The sequence below is a fragment of the Streptomyces sp. NPDC016851 genome (genome assembly GCF_055562795.1).
Genome location: NZ_JBVHEP010000010.1, coordinates 285,918 through 310,149, shown reverse-complemented (window position 1 = coordinate 310,149; position 24,232 = coordinate 285,918). Strand labels below are relative to the sequence as shown.

At 71.5% G+C, this 24,232-nt stretch carries 22 protein-coding genes and 1 tRNA gene; 13 read left to right on the top strand and 10 right to left on the bottom strand.

What is annotated here, in order from left to right:
• Positions 1–133: 133 nt before the first annotated feature.
• On the bottom strand, positions 134–1,459 hold the full coding sequence (locus ACZ3I3_RS18880; RefSeq protein ID WP_467366421.1) for a trypsin-like serine peptidase: 1,326 nt from the start codon (positions 1,457–1,459) through the stop codon (positions 134–136).
• Between the two features lie 84 nt (positions 1,460–1,543).
• Here ACZ3I3_RS18880 and ACZ3I3_RS18875 point away from each other — a divergent pair, with 84 nt between their 5' ends.
• Positions 1,544–1,843: a trypco2 family protein gene (locus ACZ3I3_RS18875; protein WP_356922828.1), complete on the top strand. Its 300-nt coding sequence runs from the start codon at positions 1,544–1,546 to the stop codon at positions 1,841–1,843.
• Between the two features lie 103 nt (positions 1,844–1,946).
• Here the strand turns inward: ACZ3I3_RS18875 and ACZ3I3_RS18870 are convergent.
• Positions 1,947–2,020, bottom strand: a tRNA-Pro gene (locus ACZ3I3_RS18870).
• Between the two features lie 446 nt (positions 2,021–2,466).
• Positions 2,467–3,465 carry a LacI family DNA-binding transcriptional regulator gene (locus ACZ3I3_RS18865; RefSeq protein WP_467366418.1) on the bottom strand — a complete coding sequence of 333 codons (999 nt, stop codon included), beginning with the start codon at positions 3,463–3,465 and terminating at the stop codon, positions 2,467–2,469.
• Positions 3,466–3,576: 111 nt separating this feature from the next.
• On the opposite strand from ACZ3I3_RS18865, the gene ACZ3I3_RS18860 reads away from it, so the two are divergent.
• Complete coding sequence (locus ACZ3I3_RS18860) at positions 3,577–4,740, top strand: Gfo/Idh/MocA family protein (RefSeq protein WP_467366416.1); 1,164 nt, start codon at positions 3,577–3,579, stop codon at positions 4,738–4,740.
• Between the two features lie 3 nt (positions 4,741–4,743).
• Here the strand turns inward: ACZ3I3_RS18860 and ACZ3I3_RS18855 are convergent, their stop codons facing one another.
• Entirely contained in the window at positions 4,744–5,355 is a 612-nt protein-coding gene (locus ACZ3I3_RS18855) for a TMEM175 family protein (RefSeq protein ID WP_467366414.1), read from the bottom strand.
• A gap of 64 nt (positions 5,356–5,419) precedes the next feature.
• A complete protein-coding gene (locus tag ACZ3I3_RS18850; RefSeq protein WP_467366412.1) occupies positions 5,420–6,451 on the bottom strand; it encodes a LacI family DNA-binding transcriptional regulator in 1,032 nt (343 codons plus the stop codon).
• 109 nt (positions 6,452–6,560) lie between these two features.
• Here ACZ3I3_RS18850 and ACZ3I3_RS18845 point away from each other — a divergent pair, with 109 nt between their 5' ends.
• The 4 genes from ACZ3I3_RS18845 to ACZ3I3_RS18830 all read left to right on the top strand — a co-directional run bounded on the left by ACZ3I3_RS18845 (position 6,561) and on the right by ACZ3I3_RS18830 (position 10,641).
• A complete protein-coding gene (locus ACZ3I3_RS18845; protein WP_467366411.1) occupies positions 6,561–7,718 on the top strand; it encodes a phytanoyl-CoA dioxygenase family protein in 1,158 nt (385 codons plus the stop codon).
• A gap of 9 nt (positions 7,719–7,727) precedes the next feature.
• Positions 7,728–8,504 (top strand): SDR family oxidoreductase, encoded by a 777-nt coding sequence (locus tag ACZ3I3_RS18840; RefSeq protein ID WP_467366409.1) that lies wholly within the window; start codon positions 7,728–7,730, stop codon positions 8,502–8,504.
• A 119-nt stretch (positions 8,505–8,623) separates the two neighbouring features.
• On the top strand, positions 8,624–9,628 hold the full coding sequence (locus tag ACZ3I3_RS18835) for a Gfo/Idh/MocA family protein (RefSeq protein ID WP_467366407.1): 1,005 nt from the start codon (positions 8,624–8,626) through the stop codon (positions 9,626–9,628).
• Entirely contained in the window at positions 9,625–10,641 is a 1,017-nt protein-coding gene (locus tag ACZ3I3_RS18830) for a Gfo/Idh/MocA family protein (protein ID WP_467366405.1), read from the top strand. Before ACZ3I3_RS18835 ends, ACZ3I3_RS18830 begins: the two co-directional genes overlap by 4 nt.
• A 54-nt stretch (positions 10,642–10,695) precedes the next feature.
• Here ACZ3I3_RS18830 and ACZ3I3_RS18825 read toward each other — a convergent pair whose 3' ends face one another.
• The 5 genes from ACZ3I3_RS18825 to ACZ3I3_RS18805 are packed head-to-tail and all read right to left on the bottom strand — an operon-like array spanning position 10,696 to position 15,650.
• Complete coding sequence (locus ACZ3I3_RS18825) at positions 10,696–11,715, bottom strand: Gfo/Idh/MocA family protein (RefSeq protein WP_467366403.1); 1,020 nt, start codon at positions 11,713–11,715, stop codon at positions 10,696–10,698.
• Between the two features lie 18 nt (positions 11,716–11,733).
• A complete protein-coding gene (locus ACZ3I3_RS18820; protein ID WP_306961038.1) occupies positions 11,734–12,636 on the bottom strand; it encodes a sugar phosphate isomerase/epimerase family protein in 903 nt (300 codons plus the stop codon).
• Position 12,637: 1 nt separating this feature from the next.
• Positions 12,638–13,549 carry an ATP-binding cassette domain-containing protein gene (locus ACZ3I3_RS18815; RefSeq protein ID WP_467366401.1) on the bottom strand — a complete coding sequence of 304 codons (912 nt, stop codon included), beginning with the start codon at positions 13,547–13,549 and terminating at the stop codon, positions 12,638–12,640.
• Positions 13,550–13,554: 5 nt separating this feature from the next.
• Positions 13,555–14,631: an ABC transporter permease gene (locus ACZ3I3_RS18810; RefSeq protein WP_467366400.1), complete on the bottom strand. Its 1,077-nt coding sequence runs from the start codon at positions 14,629–14,631 to the stop codon at positions 13,555–13,557.
• Positions 14,631–15,650, bottom strand: coding sequence for a sugar ABC transporter substrate-binding protein (locus ACZ3I3_RS18805; RefSeq protein ID WP_467366398.1), 1,020 nt, complete (start codon positions 15,648–15,650; stop codon positions 14,631–14,633). The genes ACZ3I3_RS18810 and ACZ3I3_RS18805 overlap by 1 nt, the downstream gene beginning before the upstream one ends.
• A gap of 322 nt (positions 15,651–15,972) precedes the next feature.
• On the opposite strand from ACZ3I3_RS18805, the gene iolC reads away from it, so the two are divergent.
• The 7 genes from iolC (at position 15,973) to galE (ending at position 24,198) form a co-directional block, all read left to right on the top strand.
• Entirely contained in the window at positions 15,973–16,950 is a 978-nt protein-coding gene (gene iolC, locus ACZ3I3_RS18800; protein WP_467366396.1) for a 5-dehydro-2-deoxygluconokinase, read from the top strand.
• Positions 16,951–16,962: 12 nt separating this feature from the next.
• Positions 16,963–17,841: a Cgl0159 family (beta/alpha)8-fold protein gene (locus ACZ3I3_RS18795; protein ID WP_467366394.1), complete on the top strand. Its 879-nt coding sequence runs from the start codon at positions 16,963–16,965 to the stop codon at positions 17,839–17,841.
• A 38-nt stretch (positions 17,842–17,879) separates the two neighbouring features.
• Positions 17,880–18,773: a 5-deoxy-glucuronate isomerase gene (iolB, locus tag ACZ3I3_RS18790; protein ID WP_467366392.1), complete on the top strand. Its 894-nt coding sequence runs from the start codon at positions 17,880–17,882 to the stop codon at positions 18,771–18,773.
• On the top strand, positions 18,770–20,644 hold the full coding sequence (gene iolD, locus ACZ3I3_RS18785) for a 3D-(3,5/4)-trihydroxycyclohexane-1,2-dione acylhydrolase (decyclizing) (protein ID WP_467366391.1): 1,875 nt from the start codon (positions 18,770–18,772) through the stop codon (positions 20,642–20,644). Before iolB ends, iolD begins: the two co-directional genes overlap by 4 nt.
• A 66-nt stretch (positions 20,645–20,710) precedes the next feature.
• Entirely contained in the window at positions 20,711–22,207 is a 1,497-nt protein-coding gene (locus ACZ3I3_RS18780) for a CoA-acylating methylmalonate-semialdehyde dehydrogenase (protein ID WP_467366389.1), read from the top strand.
• 20 nt (positions 22,208–22,227) lie between these two features.
• Positions 22,228–23,013: a GntR family transcriptional regulator gene (locus ACZ3I3_RS18775; RefSeq protein ID WP_467366387.1), complete on the top strand. Its 786-nt coding sequence runs from the start codon at positions 22,228–22,230 to the stop codon at positions 23,011–23,013.
• Between the two features lie 87 nt (positions 23,014–23,100).
• Complete coding sequence (gene galE, locus ACZ3I3_RS18770) at positions 23,101–24,198, top strand: UDP-glucose 4-epimerase GalE (RefSeq protein WP_467366385.1); 1,098 nt, start codon at positions 23,101–23,103, stop codon at positions 24,196–24,198.
• Positions 24,199–24,232 lie beyond the last annotated feature (34 nt).

The following is a 24,232-nucleotide window of genomic DNA, read 5'->3' as shown; positions in this document are numbered from 1 at the left end:
GATGCCACGGCTGCGGGTCGCGCCGCTCATCCCCGCCCCCTCTCCGCGACATACCGCCCACCGCTCACCCTGCCGGCTCCCGGCAGCCCGGCAGGTCGCTCTTCCGGCAGAACCCACCGACCCCACAACCGATTCACCCGCCTTCCGGACACGCGGTCCGCAAGCCGTCCGCGAACTCCCGTAAGGCGCACAGCCGTGCCCCCGGATCGGTCATGCCCGTGATCGCCTCGCGGCGTGCCATCAGGTCCGCTGTCGCAGCGGCCGCGTGGCGCAGGGACTCCGCGTCGACCATCCCGGCCTCGCGCGCCTGGCGGGCCTCCCACTCCTTCACACGGGCGAGCAGGTCATCGACGTGGGCGAAGAGGCCGGGTTCGAGCACCGTGTCGCGGACCTCCCGCCATCCCGGGCCGCCACTGTCGCGGAAGACCAGCAGCAGGCGCACGCCGCACTCGGCGAGCCGAGCGAGCAGCGCGGCGAGGCGGGCGGGGCTGCGGGCCTCGTCCACACCGTCGACGAGGATGGTGATGCCGGGTGCAGCGGCGTACGGGGAGTCACCGGCCGGGCGGACGCCCCGGCCGAGCAGCCACTCCCGGCAGGCGGGGTAGCGTCCGGGCGCGAAGGCGAGCGCCCCGCCCAGGAGCTGGTCGACCAGCTCGGCCCGGGAGGCGTCTGCAGGCCGGTGCACGCAGTCGGCGAGGTGTTCCAGGTGGCGCAGGGTCCGCTCCCGGCCGCCCCCGCGCTCGACCACGCTGACCTTGACGGGGGTGCCGCACGGGTCGGCCAGCCAGCGCCGCGCCCGCTCACCGAAGCGCCGGTCCCACGCATCGGGACGCGCCAGTGCGCGTACGACCGGAGAGAGTTCGGCCATGCGCGCGACAGGGATCAGGTACGAGTACGCCAGCACGTTGTTCTCCGGCAGTGGCTGGTCCAGGTCGCCGCGCCAGCTGACGACGATTCCCACCACAACCGGTTCTCCGTCCGCAGACACGGTCCACGCACCGGCCCCGCTGAACCCGCCGCGCACCACCTCCCTGCGGTGCCGCGCGTCGAACTGCACCCGGTGCCCACTCAGGCCGCGCACGGTCCCGGTGAGCACCATGCCATCGTCGAAGCGCCGCGCGTACCCGGTGACGGTGACGGCGAGACCGGCGGTGAGCTCCGTCGACAGGGTGGCGGGGCGGGCCTGCGGGCGCGGGCTGTCCAGGCGCAGCACCGCGACGTCCTCGCCGTCCCCGTCCGGCAGGTCCGGCAGCCAGCCGCCGGCGACGACGCGCGCGGAGGCCGGCTCGACGCGCGCGTTCTCCACGAACTCGACCCACATCACCTCGTCCGGATCCCGGACCACATGCGCGCAGGTGAGGACGGTCCGCGCATCGATGAGAACGCCGGCGCCCCGTACCGCGCCCGCCGCGCCCCCCGACCGCAGGCGCACCCGCCAGTCCGCAGCCAGTTCCCCCATCCTCACCACGCTACGCACCAGTGCCCGCCGGGACTAGACTCCTGCTCCTGCCGAATCAGCCAAACGCCATGCCGGGGGACAAACATGACGGCGAATCAGTCAGAACCGATCGGTCTTGCTCAGGCGATCGACTCGATCCGCACGGAACTGGCGCAGGCGGAGCGGGACGGAGCGGGCAGTGACTGGCGGTTCACCGTCGAACAGGTGAGCGTGGAGTTCTCGGTGCAGTTCCACCGGGCCGGTGAGGGCGGCATGGGGCTGCGCCTGGGCGTCGTGGAGGCGCGGCTCGGCGGCGCGGTGAGCCGCGACTCGGTGCACCGGGTGCAGGTGGACCTCAAGCCGGCGCCGACACAGAGCGGCGTCGAGCACATGGTGGGCCGGTAGCCGTGGCCCCGGCCTGACCCCCTCTGCCCCCGTCCGGTCCCCCAAAAGACCGAAAGACCATTTCGGATTCACCCGAAATGGTCTTTGACCTGCACTTCGCAAGTCGGGACGACAGGATTTGAACCTGCGACCCCTTGACCCCCAGTCAAGTGCGCTACCAAGCTGCGCCACGTCCCGATGCGGCTCGCGCGGGGTGAACCGCGTGATCACGCAGGTCAACCCTACCGCATCCGCATCCCTGGCCCTCGTGGATGTCGGGCGGCTCCGGGGCGGCCTCGTCGCATCCCCCGCGCCGGCGGCCGAGATGGGCCCCGGTCCAGCCGGCGAGACCCGCTGTCGACACGGCGACGGCGAGGACGGCCCACCAGGGCAGTTCCGCCTTGGTCGCGTATCCGGCGCAGGACGCGACGGCGAGCAGCCCCGTGACGGCACCTCCGGTCGTTTCGGCTCGCCGGACACGCCGGTCCCGCGCCTCATCCACCCGTTGCTCCCCCTTCGCCCTAGGATGCCCACGAGCCTCAACTCATGTGCATATGCCGCAAACAATACGCTAAGTCGACGGGTGCACCCGACCAGGGCATAGAGGTCGAGACGGACACTTCAGTCCGATCTGGTGCGGGCCTCTAGGACAGCCGGCCCGTCGTCCCCCGGATCTCCAGCGTCGGGGCCGCCAGATGGATCCGTCCCTCTCCCCCGGGCCGCTCGAAGCGGTCGAGGAGGAAGCGGGCGGCGCGGCGGCCGACCTCGTGGCCGGCGTTGTCGACGGTGGTGAGCCACAGGTGGCGCAGCCGGGAGATGCTCGTGTTGTCGTAACCGACGACGGACACGTCGCGCGGGACGCGCAGGCCCAGTTCCTCCGCCGCCGAGAGGGCGCCGACGCAGGTGATGTCGTTGACGGCGAAGACGGCGGTGGGGCGGTCGGGCCGGCTGAGGAGGCGGACGGTGGCGCGGTAGCCGCTCTCCTCGGTCATGTCGCCGGTCTCGACGACGGCCCGGTCGGTCAGGCCGTGCGCCCGCATCGTCTCCTCGAAGCTGCGGCGGCGCAGTTCGCCGACGGCTCCGTAGCCCGCCAGGTGCGCGATGCGGCGGTGGCCGAGGCCGATGAGGTGCTCGGTGACCAGCCGGGCGCCCTGCTCGTCGTCGCCGGCGACCTGGTCCACCCCGGGCGGCACGGGCTCGCGGGCGCCCGCCAGGACGACCGGCATCCGCTCGGCGACCGCACCGAGGGCCGCCGGGTCGGGCAGGGTGCCGACCACGACGAGGCCGTCGACGCGGAGGTCGAGGAGCGGGTCGGCCGGGTCCTGGCCGGTGCGGCGGTTGAGGCGGGCGTCGGCGAGCAGCATCTGCAGGCCGTTGGCGTGCAGGAGCGAGTTGAGGCCGTCGAGGAGGTCGACGAACCAGGGGTTGCGCAGGTCGTTCAGGAGGACGCCGACCGTGCGGGTGCGCTGCTCGCTGAGGCTGCGCGCGGCGGCGTTGGGCCGGTAGCCGAGCTCCCGGGCGGCACGGAGGACGGCCTCGCGCTTCTCGGGGCGTACCTGGTCGGAGCCGCGCAGCACCAGGGAGACCAGCGATTTGGAGACGCCGGCCCGTTCGGCGACGTCGCGGATCGTCGGCGGTCTCATGCCATGGACCGTTCCATGCGGGTCGTGGCCTTGTCAAAGGGTTGACAGCGACGGGAAACCGCGCCCAGGGTGGGCTGGACAGGTTGTGGAACGGTCCAAAGAGGGGCTCTCATGGTGGACACGCTCGGCGTCGCCGTCGTCGGTTTCGGCTGGATGGGTCGGGTGCACACCCAGGCGTACGCGCGCGTGCGGCACCACTATCCGCAGCTGCCCCTCGTTCCGGAGCTGGTCACGGTCGCCGAGGAGGTGCCGGGCCGGGCCGAGGAGGCCGCCGCGCAGTTCGGGTTCGCGTCGACCGCGCGTGACTGGCGCGAGGTGGCCGCCGACCCCCGGGTGAAGGCGGTCAGCATCACCGCGCCGAACTTCCTGCACCGCGAGATCGGCGTCGCCATGGCCGAGGCGGGCAAGCACATCTGGATCGAGAAGCCGGTGGGTCTGACCGCCGAGGACGCCCGCGCGGTGGCGGACGCGGTGGCCGAGGCGGGTGTGCAGGGCGCCGTCGGCTTCAACTACCGCAACGCGCCTGCCGTCGAGGCGGCCCGCGAGCTGATCTCCTCGGGCGAGATCGGCACGGTCACGCACGTCCGCGTCCGGCTGTTCAGCGACTACGCGGCCCATCCCGAGGGCGCGCTGACGTGGCGGTACGAGCGGGAGCGGGGCGGCAGCGGGGTGTTGGGCGACCTGGCCTCGCACGGCGCGGACCTGGCCCGTCATCTGCTGGGCGACATCGCGTCCCTGACGGCCGACACGGCGATCTTCCTGCCGGAGCGGGCCCGGCCCACCGGGGCGACGGCGGGCCACAGCCGCGCCTCGGGCGGCGAACTCGGCCCGGTGGAGAACGAGGACTACGTCAGCTGCCTGCTGCGCTTCGCCTCCGGTGCGCGCGGTGTGCTGGAGGCCTGCCGGGTCTCGGTCGGCGAGCAGAACAACTACGGCTTCGAGGTGCACGGCACCAAGGGGGCGGTGTTCTGGGACTTCCGCCGCATGAACGAGCTGGGGATCAGCCGCGGCACGACGTACCAGGACCAGGCCGTGACGACGGTGTACGTCGGCCCGGGCCACGGCGAGTTCGCCGCGTTCCAGCCCGGCGCGGCGAACGCCATGGGATACGACGACCTGAAGGTCATCGAGGCGTACCGCTTCCTCCGGTCGGTCGCCGAGGGCACTCCCCACGGGGCGACCCTCTCGGACGCCGTGCACAGCGCGGCCGCCCTGGACGCGATGGCGCGGTCGGCGTCGAGCGGTGCCTGGGCGGACGTGTCCGCCGGGGCCTGACGTTCAGCCGGCCTTCTGCAGGCGGCGGCCCAGGACGAACCTCACCGGGACGAGGACGAGCCACAACCACATGGCGTGGGCACCGGCCACCAGGGCCAGCGGGACGGTCACCGCGAACACCACCACCAGCGTGGCGCTCTCGAGGAGGTAGGGCGTGCTGCCGGTGTCGGAGGGGGTGCCGTCGCGCAGCCAGGGGCGCTTGGCCAGGACGGCGGCCAGGGCCAGATGGCAGGCGGCGAGCGCGGCGACCGCCGCCGCGTAGACGGCGACCGACACGGGCTCGTCGCCGTACTCCGCGAGCAGCCTGGTCGGGAAGGGCACCAGGGCGGCGACGCCCAGCCCGGTGAGGGACAGGATGATCACATGTCCGTCGACCTCCCGTACGTCACGGAAGATCCTGCGGTGGTCGCGCCAGAAACTGCCGAGCACCGCGACGCTGAGCGCGTAGGCGCCGAGGTCCGGGAGCAGCCGGTGCAGGGCCTCGTGGTACCGGTCGGCGTCCAGTTCCCGCGGGACGTAGAGGTCCAGGACCAGCAGCGTGATGGCGATGGCGAACACGCCGTCGGCGAGCGTCAGCAACCGGTCCGGCCCGCCGTCCGGGCGTGAGGTCCACATGAGGACGACCGTAGGGGCCGCGGATGCTCTTCTTCCGGATCCACACCCGGTCACACCTCCGGGATCACACGGCCGCCTGCGGCGGCATGTTGTACGGCGTCACCACCTGGATCGCCGACGGCAGCGACGGACCGGCCGGCGGCAGCGCCCCGTGGGCCCGCATGACGGTGTGGCAGGCCTCGCGCACGTCCTGGCGCAGGTCGTGGTGGAGCACGGCGGACAGGCGGTGCGCGCGCAGCAGCCGGGTGTTGTCGTGGTCGAGGTCGTGCGCGACGAACACGGCGCACTCGCGGCCGAGGTCGTCGAAGGCCTGCAGCGTGGCGATGTTGCCGCCGCCGATCGAGTACACGGCGCGGATCTCCGGGTCGCGTTCCAGCGCGGCCCGGACGAGGTCGTACTGGGTGGCGTCAAGACCCTGCCCCTCGGCGATCTCGACCAGTGCGCGCTCGGGGTGCCGGGCCCGCATGACGCTGCGGAAGCCCATCTCGCGCTCCTCCTCGTTGCGGAAGAAACCGCTGCTGAGGCTGGTCAGGATGTTGCCCGGGCGCTCCCCCAGCCACTGGCCCGTCAGATAGGCGGCCGTCGCGCCCGCCGCCCGGTCGTCGATGCCGACGTAGGCGAGGCGGGCGCTGGCGGGCAGGTCGGTCACCAGGGTCACGACCGGGATGCCGGCGGCTGCGAGGCGGCCGACGGCAGCGGTGACCTCGGGGACGTCCGGGGCCTTGAGGATCACGCCCTGCGAGCCACGCCGGGCGATCCGGTCCAGGATCCGCACCAGCTCCCCGACCGGGCCGGTCTCGCGGAAGTGGAAGCGGGAGCGCAGCACCGCCGGGTGCAGGGACGGCAGCTCGGCCTCCAGGGCGGCGCGGATCGCGGTGGTGAAGCGCTCGGGCGCCTGCATCACGATGTCGACCATGAAGGTCCGGCCGACGAGCCGGACCTGGGTGCGCTGCCGGTCCAGGTCGGCGATGGCCTGGCGCACCTCCCGGGCCGTGCTCTCGCGCACCCCTCCCCTGCCGTTCAGGACCCGGTCGACGGTCGCCTCGCTCAGGCCCGCCTGACGTGCGATCTCCCGGATCGGGAAGGGGTGGCCCATGCTCCGGCTCCTTGAGGGGTTTTTGATGGCTCACTGCTGGTTGTTCGAGGGGTTTGTACTGACAAGAATGACAGGGCTGCGTCGCTCCGTGACCCCTGAAGGGACGACGATGTCCTTCACTTCCGTACACCGCCGCGCCTGGCTGTCCGCACAGGACTGCGACCTGGACGCGTTCCGCGCGCTGGTCGAGCAGGCGACCGATCCCGCCGACTATCCGCACGCCTCCGCCGTGGAGCGGAACGTGCCGGTCTACGACACCGGCCTGCTCGAAGGCGACCGGGTGGTCCAGGCCGAGCTGGTGCGGGCGCTCGCCGACGGGCCCGGCATCGTCGTCTTCCGCGGCGCCTTCCCCGACCCGGGGGTCGTGGACCGGACCACCGCCGTGTTCGACGCCCTGATCGCCGAGCAGCGCGCCTCGGGCGCGACGGCCGGTGACCACTTCGCGAAGCCGGGCGCCAACGACCGGGTGTGGAACGCGCTGGAGAAGGCGGCCCTGTACGACGCGGAGGTGTTCTGCGACTACTACGCCAACGACGTCCTCGCCCTCGTGGCGACGGCCTGGCTGGGCCCCGGCTACCAGGTCACCTCGCAGCTCAACGTGGTCAACCCGGGCGGCGCCGCCCAGACCGCGCACCGCGACTACCATCTGGGCTTCCTCTCCGACGAGGCCGCCGCCGCCTACCCCGGGCACGTGCACCGCCTCTCCCCCGTGCTGACCCTCCAGGGCGCGGTCGCGCACTGCGACATGCCGGTGGAGTCCGGGCCGACGATGTACCTGCCGCACTCGCAGAAGTACGAGCCGGGCTATCTCGCCTGGCGGCGCCCGGAGTTCCGGGCCTACTTCGAGGCGCACCAGGTGCAGCTGCCGCTCGCGAAGGGCGACGCGGTCTTCTTCAACCCGGCCCTCTTCCACGCCGCCGGCACCAATCGCTCGGCGGACATCCGGCGCATGGCCAACCTGTTGCAGGTGTCGTCCGCGTTCGGGCGCGCGATGGAGACGGTGGACCGGGAGGCCGTGGCGAACGCGGTGTACCCCGTGCTGCTGAAGCGGAAGGCCGAGGGCGCGAGCGACGCGTGGCTGGCCAACGTCATCGCGGCGAGCGCCGAGGGCTACCCCTTCCCGACCAACCTCGACAGCGACCCGCCGGTCGACGGCCTGGCCCCGCCCTCGCAGGCGGATCTCGTACGGCGGGCCCTGTACGAGGGCTGGCCGCCGGAGGCGCTCCGGGCGGAGCTGCGGGCCGGTACCGAACGGCGAGAGAGCTGAGGAAAAATCGTGGGACTTCTCGACGACAAGATCGTCCTGGTCAACGGCGGCAGTCAGGGTGTCGGTGCCGCCATCGCGCGGGCCGCGGTCCGCGAGGGGGCGGTCGTGGCCGTCACCGGGCGGCGCCCCGAACCCGGCGAGGCCCTGGTGGCGGAGCTGACCGCCGCGGGCGGCAAGGCCCTGTACGTGCGGGCCGACCTGTCGGACGCGGAGCAGGCGAAGGCCTCCGTGGGCCGGGTCGTGGAGGCGTACGGCCGGGTCGACTGCCTCGTGAACGCGGCCGGGCTGACCTCACGGGGGACGCTGCTGGACACCACGCCCGAGCTGTTCGACCAGCACATCGCGATCAACCTCAAGGCGCCGTTCTTCGCCATGCAGGCGGCGGTCGCGGACATGGTGGCGCGCGAGGCACCCGGCACGGTGGTCAACATCATCACGTCGTCGGCGCATGGGGGGCAGCCCTTTCTGGCGCCGTACGTCGCCGCGAAGGCCGGCCTGATCGGGCTGACCCGGAACGCCGCGCACGCGCATCGGTGGGACCGGGTGCGGATCAATGGGCTGAACATCGGCTGGACGGCGACGGAAGGGGAGGACGCGACGCAGCGCGTGTTCCACGGCGCGGGGGATGACTGGCGTGAGGTCGCTGCTGCCCGGCTGCCCATGGGCAAGTTGGGCCAGCCGGATGAGATCGCCGACTTTGTTGTGTTCCTGCTGTCGGAGCGGTCCGGGGTCGTCACCGGGTCGGTTATCGATTGGGATCAGAACGTTTTGGGCGGACTTGACTGAGGATGTGCCGCGCTGTCTCGTCTGTCGTGTGCGGCGCCGTCGTGGCTGATCGCGCAGTTCCCCGCGCCCCCAAAAAAGGGCGTAGCACCACTCCCTGTTGATAAATAGGAGCAACACCCATGCGTATCGGAATTCTCGGGCTCGGCCGTATCGGGGCCTTTCACGCCGAGACCCTGTCCGGGCTCGACGCCGTCGAGTCCCTCGTCGTCACCGATCCGTTCGCGGACGCCGCCAAGGCCGCCGCCGAGCGGTTCGGTGCCGAGGTCGTGGACTCGCCGGAGGCCCTGCTGGCCGCCGGCGTGGACGGCATCGTGGTCGCGGCCGCCACGGACGCCCACCCCGCGCTGATCCTGGCCGGGGTCGAGGCCGGCATCCCGGTCTTCTGCGAGAAGCCCGTCGCCAAGACCATGAGCGAGGGCGTCGAGGTGCTGAAGGCCGTCCAGGGCAAGGGCGTGCCGATCCAGATCGGCTACAACCGCCGTTTCGACACCGGTTTCGTCAACGCCCGCGCCGCCGTGCAGAGCGGGGAGCTCGGCAAACTGCACACGGTCCGCTCGACCACGCTGGACCCGGCGCCCCCGCCCGCCGCGTACATCGCCGCCTCGGGCGGCATCTTCCGCGACTGCTCGGTGCACGACTTCGACATCATCCGCTGGGTGACGGGCCGCGAGGTGACCGAGGTGTACGCCGTGGGCGGCAACCGCGGTGCCGACTTCATCAAGGAGGCCGGTGACGCCGACACCACCGGCGCGATCCTCACCCTGGACGACGGCACCATCGCGGTCGTCTCCAACTCCCGCCACAACGCCCGCGGTTACGACGTCCGCGTGGAGATCCACGGCTTCACCGACTCCATCGCCGTCGGCCTGGAGGACAAGCTGCCGCTGCGCTCGGTCGAGCCGGGCGTGACCTTCCCGGCGGGCACCCCGCACGACTTCTTCATGGACCGCTTCACCGCCGCCTACCGCGCCGAACTGACCGCGTTCACCGAGGTCGTCGCCGGCACCCGCCCCTCTCCCTGCACGATCGAGGACGCCCTGGAGGCGGGCTGGATCGCCGACGCGTGCACACTGTCGCTGCATGAGCACCGTCCCGTGACGATCGAGGAGGTACGGCAGGCATGAGCGAGAAGGGCCGGGAACCACTGCGCATAGGAGTGCTGGGAGCCGCGCGGATCACCGAACGCTCCCTGATCGACCCGGCCCGGGCGACCGGCCACCGCCTCGTCGCGGTGGCCGCCCGCGACCGCGCCCGAGCCGAGGCGTTCGCCGCCGAGCACGGCGTGGAGCGGGTGGCGCCTTCGTACGCCGAGCTGGTGGCAGATCCCGAGGTCGACGTCGTCTACAACCCGCTCGCCAACGGCCTGCACGGCCCCTGGAACCTGGCCGCCCTCGCGGCGGGCAAGCACGTGCTGTCGGAGAAGCCGTCGGCGAGCAACGCCCGGGAGGCGGCGGAGGTCCGGGAGGCCGCGGTCAAGGCCGGGACGGTCTTCTTGGAGGCCTTCCACTACCTCTTCCACCCGGTCACCCGCCGCCTGCACGAGCTGCTGGACTCCGGTGAGCTCGGCGAACTGCGACACGTGGAGGCGATGGTCGCCATCGCCGCCCCGCCGGACACCGACCCGCGCTGGTCGCTGCCGCTGGCCGGCGGTGCCCTGATGGACCTGGGCTGCTACAGCCTGCACGCGCTGCGCGTGCTCGCCCCCTGGGCGGGCGGCCCGCCCCGCCTGGCCGGGGCCCGGGGCGGGGAGCGCGCGGGTGCGCCCGGGGTCGACGAGTGGCTGGACGCCGACCTGGAGTTCCCGGGCGGCGCCACCGGCTCGGCCCGCTGCCACATGGCGTACGAGGGGCTGGAGATGAGCATCCGGATCACCGGCTCCCGGGGCGAGGCGACGGCCCCGAACTTCGTGCTGCCCCAGATGGACGACCGGATCGTCGTCCGCACCCCGGAGGGCGAGCGCACGGAACACCTCGGGACGCGCTCGTCGTACACGTACCAGCTGGAGGCGTTCGCGGCCCGCGTGCGTGACGGTGCGGCGCTGCCGCTGGACGCGGACGACGCGGTGACGACGATGGCGCTCATCGACGACTGCTACCGGGCAGCCGGGTTCGAGCCCCGGCCCCGTACCGGGATCTGAGAACACAGAACACGCCGAGCGGGCCGGGGCGCACCCCCGGCCCGCTCGGCGTGTTCACGCGTACAGCGCGGGTTTCCCGGCCAGTTCGACCTCGACCCGGCCGCCGTCCTCCAGCGCCCGCACCCCCGCCTCGCACACCGCGGCGGCGGCATAGCCGTCCCAGACGCTCGGACCGGTCACCTCGCCGCGACGGGTGGCGTCGACCCACGCCTGGACCTCCCGGTCGTAGGCCGTCTCGAAGCGTTCGGTCCAGTCCTGGGCGATGGTGCCGCCCCAGCGGCCGGCCATGTTGGTGACCAGGGCGTGGCCGTCGCCGATGCGGGCGGTGCCGCGTTCGCAGACCACCTCCGCCTGCACCTGGTAGCCGAAGCCGCAGTTGACGAAGATCTCCACGTCGGAGAGGGCGCCGCCGTCGGTCTCGAAGACGACGAACTGCGGATCGCGCAGTCCGTCGGGGGCGTTGGCGGACGGTGCCGGGCGCAGCACCGTGACCGCGGTGATCTCGTGGTCGAGCAGCCAGCGGGTCGCGTCCGCCTCGTGGGCGACCGAGTCGCTGATGAGCATGGAGCTGGTGAAGAAGGGCGGGCTGGCGACGTTGCGGTGCCGGTTGTGCACCATCAGCGGACGGCCCAGCTGACCTGTCGTCAGCAAGGCCTTCAGCTTGGCGTACTCGGGGTCGTAGCGGCGCATGAAGCCGACCTGGACACGGCGGTGGCCGAGGCGCAGTTCGGCTTCCAGGACGCGCAGGGCGGAGGCCGCGTCGGGGGTGAGCGGCTTCTCGCACAGGACGGGCAGATCGCGCTCGAAGGCGGCGAGCAGCGTGGCCTCGTGGGCCGGGCCCGGGGAGGCGATCAGGACGGCGTCGACGTCGGCGGCCGCCAGCGCGGCGGCCGGGTCGGTGTGGGCCGCGCAGCCGTCGACGCGGGCGGCGACGGCTTTCGCGCGTTCCGCGTCGACGTCGGCGACGGCGACCACCCGTGCTCCGCTGATGACTTCGTGGATGCGGCGCACATGGTCCGCGCCCATCCTTCCGGTACCGATGACCGCGACTCCCAGAGTGGCGCGCTCAGCCATGGCCGTCCTTTCGGGTCGTCAGGCGCCGCAGGACCTCAGGAACTTGCGGGTGCGCACCGCGATCGGCAGCGGCTTGTCCGGCTCGCAGGGGTACATGTCCTGCTCGACGATGGCGAACAGGTCCACGCCCAGCTTCTGGGCGGCCGTGAGCACCGGACCCAGCTCGGGGACACCGGCGGGCGGTTCGCACATCACTCCGCGCGCCACGGCGGGGCCGAACGGCATCTCGTTCTTGACCACGTCGGCGAGGATGTCCGGGTCGACCTGCTTGAGGTGCAGATAGCCGATGCGCTCGCCGTAGGTCTCGATGAGCTTGACGCTGTCGCCGCCGCAGTAGGCGTAGTGCCCGGTGTCCAGGCAGAGGTTGACCGCGTCGGAGTCGGTGGAGTCGAGGAACTGCTCGACGTGCTCCTCGGTGTCGATGTGGGTGTCGGCGTGCGGGTGGACGACGATGTCCAGGCCGTACCTGTCCTTCACCTCACGGCCGAGGCGCTCCATGCCCGTGGTGAGGTTGCGCCACTGCTCGGTGGTGAGCTCCGGGGGCTCCAGGATCTCGGCGGTCTTGTCGTCCCGCCAGAAGGACGGGATGACGACCAGGTGCTTCGCGTCCATGGCCTGGGTGAGCGCGGCGACCCGGCTGACCTGCTCCCAGGTGGAGTCCCACTCGGACGGGCCGCGGTGCAGGCCGCAGAAGATCGTGCCGGCGGAGACCTTCAGGTTCCGCTTGGTCACCTCGTCGGTGAGCCGGGCCGGGTCGGTCGGCAGGTAGCCGTACGGGCCGAGTTCGATCCAGGAGTAGCCGGCCTCGGCGACCTCGTCGAGGAAGCGTTCCCAGGGCACCTGCTGGGGGTCGTCGGGGAACCAGACGCCCCAGGAGTCGGGGGCGGAGCCGACCCGGATGCGGTCGAGCGCGAGGGCCATGTCAGGACTTTCCTTCCGAAGACGTGGCTACGGGGGCGGTGAGGTCTCCCTCTTCGGGGAGTTCCTCGACGTCGACGCCGCGCACCTGGGACAACTCGTGCTTGAGGGAGGCGAGTTCGGTGCCGCCGGCCATGTGGTTGGTCAGTTCCTCGAGGCTGACCTCGCTGCGGGAGGCGGACAGTTCCATGGTGCCCAGGCGCAGCACGCTGAAGTGGTCGCCGACCATGTAGGCGTGGTGCGGGTTGTGGGTGATGAAGATGACGCCGAGGCCCTTCTCGCGGGCGGCGGCGATGTACTTCAGCACCACACCGGACTGCTTGACGCCGAGGGCGGCGGTCGGCTCGTCCAGGATGAGGACGCGGGCGCCGAAGTAGACGGCTCGGGCGATCGCGACGCACTGGCGCTGTCCGCCGGAGAGCGTGCCGATGGGCTGTTCCATGTCGTCGAGGACGATGCCCATGTTGCGCAGTTCCTCGTCGGCGGTCTTCTTCATCTTCTCGATGTCGAGACGGCGCACGGGCCAGGGGCCCTTGGTCATCTCGGAGCCGAGGAAGAAGTTGCGCCACACCGGCATCAGCGGGACGACCGCGAGGTCCTGGTAGACCGTGGCGATGCCCTTGTCGAGGGCTTCGCGCGGGGTGGAGAAGCGCACCGGTTCGCCGTCGACGAGGAACTCGCCCTCGGTGTGCTGGTGCAGACCCGAAATGATCTTGATGAGGGTGGACTTGCCGGCGCCGTTGTCGCCGAGGACGCAGGTGACCTGGTTGGGGAAGACCTTCAGGTCGACGCCGTGCAGGGCGCGGATGTTGCCGTAGGACTTGCCGGCGCCGCGGAGTTCGACGAGGGCTCGGTCCTCCGCGGGCGACGTGTCCTTCAGGACGGCCCCGTGGGTGCCGGTTTCGTTGCTGGTCATTGCGGTCACCTCCGGGTCGCCGTGCGCTGGACCCACAGATTGATGAGGACGGCGCCGAGGAGCATCACGCCGAGGAAGGCCTTGAACCAGTCCGGGTTCCAGCCGGCGTAGACGATGCCCTGCTGCACCATGCCGAACATGAAGGCGCCGAAGACCGGGCCGATCGCGGAGCCGTAGCCACCGGTGAGCAGACAGCCGCCGATGACGGCCGCGGCGATGTAGATGAGCTCCTGGCCCACGCCCTCGCCGGACTGCACGGTGTTGAACGAGAACAGCTGGTGCATGCCGACGAACCAGGCGCCGAAGCCGACCAGCATGAACAGGGAGATCTTGGTGAAGGTCACCGGGACACCGACGGCCCGGGCGGAGTGCTTGTTGCCGCCGACCGCGAAGATCCAGTTGCCGTACTTGGTGCGCAGCAGCACCCAGGTGGCGATGGCCGCGAAGACCAGCCACCACACGACGGTGATCTTGACGTTGACCCCGCCGACCTCGAACGTCGACGCGAAGATCTTCTGCGCCTGACCGAAGCCGTCCATGTCGCTGATGTCGTCGGTGGCCACGTTGCCCGTGACCAGCTTGGTGATCGCGAGGTTGACGCCCTGGAGGATCAGGAAGGTCCCCAGGGTGACCAGGAAGCTCGGCAGGCCGGTCTTGACCAGCAGCCAGCCGTTGAACGCGCCGATCGCGAGCGACACGAGCAGGGCGACGATCACGCCGACCCAGACGTTCATGGTCAGCTGGTAGCTGAGCATCGACGCGGTGAGCGCCGAGGTGATCACGGCGACACCGGCCGACAGGTCGAACTCGCCGCCGATCATCAGCAGGGCCACGGGCAGCGCCATGATCCCGATGGTCGACGACTGGTAGAGGATGTTGGCCATCGAGCTGCCGTCACGCACCGGCGGTGCCGCGAACAGGAAGAACACGAGCACGGCGACGGCGCCGAGGAAGACGCCGACCTCGGGCCGGGCCAGCAGCCGCAGCGCCAGGGGGCGCTGCCGCGTGCGGCCGTCGGACTGCTTGGGGCCGGGGGCCGGCGGTGTGTCCACCGCCGGCGTGGCCTGCTGGGTCATGCTCATCACCGGGTGCCCTTCGCGGCGAACTCCCCGATCTTGTCGACGTTGGACTTGTCGACGAAGGCCGGGCCGGTCAGCACGGGCTGCTCGCCGCCGCCGCTGTAGTTGCCGTTGTTCTTGTAGAGCCACAGGCCGTCGACGGCCAGGTAGCCCTGGAGGTAGGGCTGCTGGTCGACGGCGAACTGGATGTCGCCGGCCTTGATGGACTTGATCAGGTCCTTGTTGAGGTCGAAGGTGGCGACCTTCGCCTTGCTGCCGGCGTCGGAGACCGACTGCACCGCGGTCAGCGCGAAGGGGGCGCCGAGGGTGACGACGTAGTCGATGGACGGGTCCTGCTTCAGCTTGGCGGTGATCGTCGACTTCACGGCCGGCATGTCGGTGCCGTTGACGTTCTGCGGGTCGACCTTGCCCTCGAAGGTCTTCGCCACGCCGTCGCAGCGCTGCGTCAGGCCGACGTTGCCCTGCTCCTGCATGACGCAGAGGACATTCTTGGCGCCGACCTCGTTCAGCTTCTTGCCGAAGGCCTCGCCCGCGACGGACTCGTCCTGGCCGAAGAACTCCAGCAGGTTGAGCTTCTTCCAGTCGCTCAGGCCGGAGTTGAGTCCGACCACGGGTATGCCGGACTTCTCGGCCTTGCCTATGACGCCCTTGAGGGCGTCCGGCTTGGCGAGGGTGACGGCGATGCCGTCGACCTTCTGGTCGATCGCGTTCTGGACCAGGTTGGCCTGGTTGCCCGCGTTCGGGTCGGCGGAGTAGATGAGCTTGATGTTGTCCTTGGCGGCGGCGGCCTCGGCACCCTTGCGCACGGTGTCCCAGAAGGTGTCACCGGGCGCCTGGTGCGTGACGAGGGCGACGGTCATACGGGGCGTGGTCGCCTTGCCGGCGGAGGCGTTCGCGGCGCCTTCCTCGGACTTCTTGCCCCCGGAACTGCTGGAGCAGCCGGCGAGGGTCAGGGCCGCCGCCGCGGCAACGGCGACAACCGGCGCGATCCTGCGGGAGCGGGGGTGAGAAGAGCGGTCCATCTTTCCTGGCACCTCACTGTGCTACTGCGGGGGAAAGGGGAGGGATCACGAGGGATCCGTGGTCCCGGAGCCTTACGGAGTCCGGATCATGATGCCGCAAACAGACTGTTGCGATGCCACGGGATACAAGTCCTTGCCGCGCCCGCTGTCAATACTTTGTTAAGACATCATTTCACAAGCAGGTCCGAATGTAAGTACAAACTATTGACAGGGCCGTCCCCCGCCGCCTACACCTGTAGGGCGGCAGGTCCCAGGTCACCCACGCCCCACGGTGTCAGGAGGGCCCCGGACCCGCATCCCCAGCTTCCCGAGGAGGTCGCGCATGGCCGAGCCAGCCCAGTATTTCGACTTGATCACGATGGGCCGCATCGGGGTCGACCTCTATCCCCTCCAGACCGGCGTCCCGCTGCCCCAGGTGGAGACGTTCGGGAAGTTTCTGGGAGGTTCGGCGGCCAATGTGGCGGTCGCCGCGGCGCGCCTCGGACGCCGTACGGCCGTGATCACCCGGACCGGCAACGACCCCTTCGGCACCTACCTGCACGAGGAGCTGACGTCCTTCGGCGTCGACGACCGCTGGGTCACCCCGGTCGACGCCCACCCGACGCCGATCACCTTCTGCGAGATCTTCCCGCCGGACGACTTCCCGCTGTACTTCTACCGCCACCCCAAGGCTCCGGACCTGGAGATCCACACCGACGAGCTGGACTTCTTCGCGATCCGCGGGGCCCGGATCTTCTGGATCACCGGAACCGGCCTGAGCGAGGAGCCGAGCCGCTCCGCCACGCTCGCCGCCCTCAAGGCCCGCGACAAGTCGGGCATCACCGTCTTCGACCTCGACTGGCGGCCGATGTTCTGGGCCGACCCCGAGGAGGCCCGCCCGTACTACCGCGAGGCGCTGCGCCACGCCACCGTCGCGGTCGGCAACCTCGACGAGTGCGAGATCGCCACCGGCGTGCGCGAGCCGCAGGCCTGCGCCGACGCGCTGCTGGAGGCGGGCGTGGAACTGGCCGTCGTCAAGCAGGGCCCCAAGGGCGTCCTGGCCGTGCACCGCGACGGCACCCGGGCCGAGGTGCCGCCGGTGCCGGTCGAGGTGGTCAACGGCCTGGGCGCGGGTGACGCCTTCGGCGGCTCCCTCTGCCACGGCCTGCTCGCCGGCTGGGACCTGGAGAAGACCATGCGGCACGCCAACGCCGCCGGCGCCCTCGTCGCCTCACGCCTCGCCTGCTCCTCCGCGATGCCCACCGAGTCCGAGGTCGAGGACCTCCTCGCCACGGTGTCGTCGCCGAGCACGAGTCACTGAACGGAGCCTGCATTGAACATCGGCATCCCCGACCTCACCACGGTCCGGGCCCGCAATCCCGAGGCCGTCGCCGAGGCGGCGGCCCGCCGGGTGCGCCGCCCGCTGATCGGCGACAGCGGCCGGCTGATGATCGTGGCCGCCGACCACCCGGCGCGCGGCGCCCTCGCGGTCGGCGACCGGCGCCTGGCCATGGCCGACCGTGCCGATCTGCTGGAACGGCTCTGCCTGGCGCTGTCGCGGCCCGGGGTCGACGGGGTGCTCGCCACCGCCGACATCCTGGAGGACCTGCTCCTGCTCGGGGTGCTGGAGAACAAGGTCGTCATGGGCTCGATGAACCGCGGCGGCCTGGCCGGCGCCGTGTTCGAGATGGACGACCGTTTCACCGGCCACCGCGCCGAGGACATCGCCCGGCTCCGCTTCGACGCGGGCAAGCTCCTGGTGCGCATCGACTACGACGACCCGGGCTCGCTCACCACCCTGGAGTCCACCGCCCGTGCCATCGACGACATGGCCGCCCGGCAACTCCCCCTGTTCGTGGAGCCGTTCATCTCCCGGCGCGTCGACGGCAAGGTGCGCAACGACCTGTCCGCCGAGGCCGTCACCCGGTCCATCGCGATCTCCGCGGGCCTGGGCGGCACCTCCGCCTACACCTGGCTGAAGCTGCCCGTCACCGACGACCCGGACGACATGGCCCAGGTGCTGGAGACCTCCACGCTCCCCGTCGTGCTGCTCGGCGGCGAGGTCGGCGGCGACCAGGAGGGCGCGTACGAACGCTGGCGCAAGGCCCTGCGCCTGCCCACCGTGCAGGGCATGGTCGTCGGGCGCTCGCTGCTCTACCCGGCCGGGGGCAGCGTGGAAGAGGCGGTGGACACGGCCGTCGGTCTGTTGTGAGTCGCTCTGTCGGCCTGTTGTGACCCGAAAGGCACACGATGACGTATCACCTCCCCGCGGGTAAGGCCCTCGGCGGCCCCTACACCGTCGACGTCACGCCCGAGAAGGCCGGCTGGGGACACTCCAGCCTGCGGATCCTGGAGCTGCCGCCGGGCGGCACGCACTACTTCGAGGCCGGCGACAGCGAGTGGATCGTCGTCCCGCTCAGCGGCGGCTGCACGGTCGCCGCGACGGACGACTTCGGCCAGGACACCTTCGAGCTCCAGGGCCGCCGGGACGTCTTCAGCGGCGTCAGCGACTTCGCGTACGTGCCGCGCGACGCCCGGGCGACCGTGACCTCCGCCGCCGGCGGCCGCTTCGCCCTGACCGGCGCGCGCTGCACCCGCCGGCTGCCCGCCCGCTACGGCCCCGCCTCCGAGGTGCCCGTGGAGCTGCGCGGCACCGGCAACTGCTCCCGGCAGGTCAACAACTTCGGCGCGGCGGGCGTGTTCGAGTGCGACAAGCTCATCGCGGTCGAGGTGATCACCCCGGGCGGCAACTGGTCGTCGTTCCCGCCGCACAAGCACGACGAGCACCGGCCGGGCGAGGAGTCCGTGCTGGAGGAGATCTACTACTTCGAGTTCGCCGGCCACGACGGCATCCCCGGCCTCGGCTACCAGCGCGTCTCCCCGTCCGGCCCGGGCCGCGACACCGACGTGCTCGCGGAGGTCCGCGACGGCGACGTCGTCCTGATCCCGGACGGCTGGCACGGGCCGTCGATGGCCACGCCCGGCCACCACATGTACTACCTCAACGTCATGGCGGGCCCGGAGGACGAGCGCGCCTGGCTGATCTGCGACCACCCCGACCACGCCTGGGTCCGCGGCACCTGGCCGGACCAGCCGGTCGACCCCCGACTCCCCCTCTACACCGCCCCGGAGACCTCCGCATGAGCGTCCGCACCCGCCGACTGACGACCGCCCAGGCCCTGGTGCGGTTCCTGTCCGCCCAGTACACCGAGCGGGACGGCGTGCGCCGCCGGCTGATCGCCGGGACCTGGGGCATCTTCGGCCACGGCAACGTGGCGGGTGTCGGCCAGGCGCTCCTGGAGGCGGGCGAGGAGGTCATGCCGTTCCACCAGGGCCGCAACGAGCAGTCCATGGTGCACGCGGCGGTCGGCTACGCCCGGCAGCTCAACCGCCTGTCGGCGCAGGCGGTGACGACCTCGATCGGCCCGGGCGCCACCAACCTGGTCACCGGAGCGGCCCTGGCGACGATCAACCGGCTGCCGGTGCTGCTCCTGCCCGGCGACTACTTCGCCACGCACTCCGCCGACCCGCTGCTCCAGCAGCTGGAGCACCCGGTCGAGGCCGACGTGTCCGTCAACGACACCCTGCGCCCGGTGTCCAGGTACTTCGACCGGATCACCCGCCCCGAGGCGCTGATCCCGTCGGCGCTCCAGGCCATGCGCGTGCTGGCCGACCCGGCCGAGACCGGCGCCGTCACCCTTGCCCTGCCGCAGGACGTGCAGGCGGAGGCGTACGACTGGCCGGAGGAGTTCTTCGCCGAGCGCGTCTGGTACGTACGGCGTCCCGCGCCGGACCCGGTGGAGCTGACGGCGGCCGTCGAGGCGATCCGGTCGGCCGAGCGGCCCCTGATCGTCGCGGGCGGCGGCGTCCACCACAGCGAGGCCGAGGCGGCGCTGAAGGCGTTCACGGACGCCACCGGCATCCCCGTCTCCTCCACCCAGGCGGGCAAGGGGTCACTGCGCCACGACCACCCCGCCGACCTCGGCGGCATCGGCCACACCGGCACGGCCGTCAGCGACGACCTCGCCCGCACCGCCGACCTCGTCATCGGCGTGGGCACCCGCTACACGGACTTCACCACGGCCTCCGGCACGCTCTTCCAGAACCCGGACGTGCGGTTCCTCAACCTCAACATCACCGGCTTCGACGCGCACAAGCTGGCCGCGCGCACGCTGGTGTGCGATGCGAAGTCCGGCCTCGAAGGGCTGCTGGCGGAGCTCTCCGGCCACCGGGTGAGCGAGGCGTACGAGGCCGAGTACCGCACCGGCAAGGAGCGCTGGGACGAGGTCGTCGAGGCGGCCTACCGCGCCGACGACGAGAGCGCGGTCCCGACCCAGACGCAGGTGCTCGGCGCGCTGGACGCGGCTGTCGGCGACGACGACGTGGTGATCAACGCGGCCGGCTCGCTCCCCGGCGACCTGCACAAGCTGTGGCGCTCCCGCAGCCCGCGCCAGTACCACCTGGAGTACGGCTACTCCTGCATGGGCTACGAGATCCCGGCCGGCATCGGCGTCCAGCAGGCCGCTCCCGGTACGCCGGTGTGGGCGCTGGTCGGCGACGGCACCTACCTGATGATGCCGACGGAGATCGTCACGGCCGTCCAGGAGGGCCTGCCGCTCAACATCGTCCTGCTCCAGAACCACGGCTACGCCTCCATCGGCGGCCTGTCGGAGGAGACCGGTGGCGAGCGCTTCGGCACCGCCTACCGGTTCCGGGCCGCCGACGGCACCTTCACCGGCGCCCCGCTGCCCGTCGACCTGGCCGCCAACGCGGCCAGCCTCGGCATGGACGTACTGCGCGCCAAGACCGTGCGCGAGCTGCGCGAGGCGCTGGCCACGGCCCGTTCCTCCGACCGGCCGACCTGCGTGTACGTCGAGACGGACCCGGCCCCGACCGCTCCCCCGGCCGAGGCCTGGTGGGACGTGCCGGTGGCCGAGACCGCCTCCCGCGAGGCCGCCGTCGAGGCCCGCGAGCGCTACGACCGGCAGGTCGCCGGACGGCGCCGCCACCTCTGAACACCGCTTGAAAACCCGCTGCACTCCAGGCTTGAACCCCAGGCTCACGAAAGGCCCTTGCTCCCCATGAAGACCATCACCCACTGGATCGACGGCAAGCCCGTCGAGGGCACCTCCGGCCGCTTCGGCCCCGTCTACAACCCGGCCACCGGCGCCCAGGAGAAGCAGGTCGCCTTCGCGGCCGTCGACGAGGTGGACGCCGCCGTCGCCTCCGCCAAGGCCGCCTTCGAGTCCTGGGGGGAGTCCTCGCTCGCCAAGCGCACGGCGGTGCTGTTCAAGTACCGCGAGCTGCTGGACGCCCACCGCGACGAGATCGCCGAGCTGATCACCGCCGAGCACGGCAAGGTGCACTCCGACGCGCTCGGCGAGGTCGCGCGCGGCATGGAGATCGTCGAACTCGCGTGCGGGATCAGCGTCCAGCTCAAGGGTGAACTGTCCACGCAGGTCTCCACCCGGGTCGACGTGGCCTCGATCCGCCAGCCGCTGGGCGTGGTCGCGGGCATCACGCCGTTCAACTTCCCGGCGATGGTGCCGATGTGGATGTTCCCGCTGGCCATCGCGTGCGGCAACACGTTCGTGCTGAAGCCGTCGGAGAAGGACCCGTCGGCCTCCTTCCGCCTGGCCGAGCTGGCCTCCGAAGCGGGCCTGCCGGACGGCGTCCTGAACGTCGTGCAGGGCGACAAGACGGCCGTGGACCGCATCCTGGAGCACCCGGACATCGAGGCGGTCTCCTTCGTCGGCTCGACCCCGATCGCCAAGTACATCCAGCTCAAGGCCGTCGAGCACGGCAAGCGGGTGCAGGCCCTGGGCGGCGCCAAGAACCACATGCTGGTCCTGCCCGACGCCGACCTGGACCACGCCGCCGACCAGGCGATCAACGCGGCGTACGGCTCGGCGGGCGAGCGCTGCATGGCCGTGTCGGTCGTGGTCGCGGTCGGCGACACCGGCGACGAGCTGGTCGGCAAGATCGCGGAGCGCGCGAAGAACCTGAAGATCGGCCCGGGCAACGACCCGGCGTCCGAGATGGGCCCGCTGATCACCCGCGAGCACCGCGACAAGGTGGCGTCGTACGTGGCGTCGGCAGCCGAGCAGGGCGCCGAGGTCGTCGTCGACGGCACGGGCTTCTCGGTCGACGGCCACGAGGACGGCTTCTTCCTCGGGGTCTCCCTCCTGGACCGGGTGCCGCTGACGGCGGACGCGTACCGCGACGAGATCTTCGGCCCGGTGCTGTGCGTGGTCCGCGCGGAGACGTACGAAGAGGCCATCAAGCTGATCAACGACTCCCGCTGGGGCAACGGCACCGCGATCTTCACCCGGGACGGCGGCGCGGCCCGCCGCTTCCAGATGGAGGTCAAGGCGGGCATGGTCGGCGTCAACGTGCCGATCCCGGTCCCGGTCGGCTACCACTCCTTCGGCGGCTGGAAGGACTCGCTCTTCGGCGACCTGCACATCTACGGCAACGACGGCATCGCCTTCTACACCCAGGGCAAGGTGATCACCACGCGCTGGCCGGACCCGGCCGACGCCGGCGGCATCAACCTCGGTTTCCCGAGCAACTCCTGACGCCGAAGGGGGGATCATCCATGGCGAGGACCGGTGGCCGGGCCCGCACCGCGGCCGCTCCCGCGCTCAGCTCGCTGGACTTCGCCCTGGACCGGGGCAGCCCCGTGCCGCTGTACTACCAGCTCGCGCAGCAGCTGGAGGCGGCGATCGAGCACGGGGTTCTCGCCCCGGGGGACCTCCTGGGCAACGAGGTCGACCTCTCGGTGCGCCTCGGCCTGTCCCGTCCCACGGTCCGCCAGGCCATCCAGTCCCTCGTCGACAAGGGGCTGCTGGTCCGGCGGCGCGGGGTGGGCACGCAGGTGGTGCACAGCCAGGTCAAGCGCCCGCTGGAGCTGAGCAGCCTCTACGACGACCTGGAGGAGGCCGGGCAGGGGCCCACCACGCAGGTCGTGCGCCTCGAGGTCGTCCCGGCCTCCTGCGACGTGGCCGCCGCCCTCGGCGTCGCGGAGGGCAGCGAGGTCACCGTCCTGGACCGGCTGCGCTGCACGCACGGCCAGCCGGTGGCCCTGCTGTGCAACTACCTGCCGACGTCTGTCGTGCCCCTCGACGACACACGCCTGGAGTCGACGGGCCTGTACCGGGTGATGCGCTCGGCGGGCATCACCCTGCACAGCGCCCGGCAGCGCGTCAGCGCCCGCGCGGCCACCGCGCAGGAGGCCGCACGCCTGGACGAGGAGGAGGGCGCGGCGCTGCTCACCATGCAGCGCACGGCCTACGACGACACCGGCCGCGCGGTCGAGTACGGGACGCACCTCTACCGGGCGTCGCGGTACACGTTCGACTTCCAGTTGCTGGTGAGACCTTGACCGGACGCCGAGACCGGGTGCAAAGTCGTACATATACGCCGTAAACATACGGTGCCGCACCGACCGCACCCGACGCGGGAGTCTGGCATGGCCCGCAGGAACCAGTCGCCGACCGCTCGAGGGCCCCGATCTTCCTGGGCACCCTCGACGGTCCTCGTCACGGGCGGGGCCGGTTTCATCGGCAGCCACACCTGCGTGGAACTGCTCGACCACGGCTACGAGGTGATCGTGGTCGACAACTACTCCAACAGCACTCCGCAGGTCTTCGCCCGGGTGGAACGGATCGCCGGCCGCTTCGTCGGCGCCGTCTACGAACTGGACATCCGTGATCGGCACGCCCTCTCGGCCGTCTTCGACCGACACTCCGTGGACGCCGTCGTGCACTTTGCCGCGCACAAGGCGGGGGGCCTGTCGACGCGGATGCCCGTCCCGTACTACGACACCAACGTCGGCGGCACCACCGCCCTGCTGCGGACCATGCACGAGCACGGCGTGCGCCGGCTGGTCTATCCGTCCTCCTGCTGGGTCTACGGCGACGCCGGGCGCGGTCCGCTCGACGAGAACACGCCCGTCCGGCCCGGCACGCCGTACGCGGCCTCGAAGTGGATCTGCGAACAGATCCTCGCCGACATCTGCCGCCGCGACCCCGGCTACACGGTGGTGTGCCTGCGCTACCCCGTGCCGGCCGGGGCCCACCCGAGCGGTCTGCTCGGCGAGGACCCGCTGCGCACACCCGAGAACCTGCTGCCGTACCTCGCGCAGGTGGCCGTCGGCCGGCGCGAGCGGCTCCCCGTGTTCGGCGCCGACTATCCGACCCGCGACGGCACCGGGATCCGGGACTATCTGCACGTCATGGACGCCGTCGAGGCACACCGTGTGGCGCTGGACCACCTGGGCGGCGCCCCGGGCATGCACGTGTACAACCTGGGAGGGGGCTCGGGCAGTTCGGTCCTCGACGTGATCGACGCGTTCTCCAGAGCCTGCGGCAGACCCCTGCCCTACGACGTCGCGCCCCGCCGCCCCGGGGACGTCGCCGAGCTGGTCGCCGACGCGACGGCCGTGACACGCGCGTGGGGCTGGCACCCCACCAGGGACCTGGCCGACGTGTGCCGGGACGCCTGGCGCTTCCAGCGGCTCAACCCGGACGGTTACGTGGAGTCCGCGCACCCGGAGACGAAGGACTAGGCCGTCATGCGGCCCCCGGCTTTCCGCGCGACCC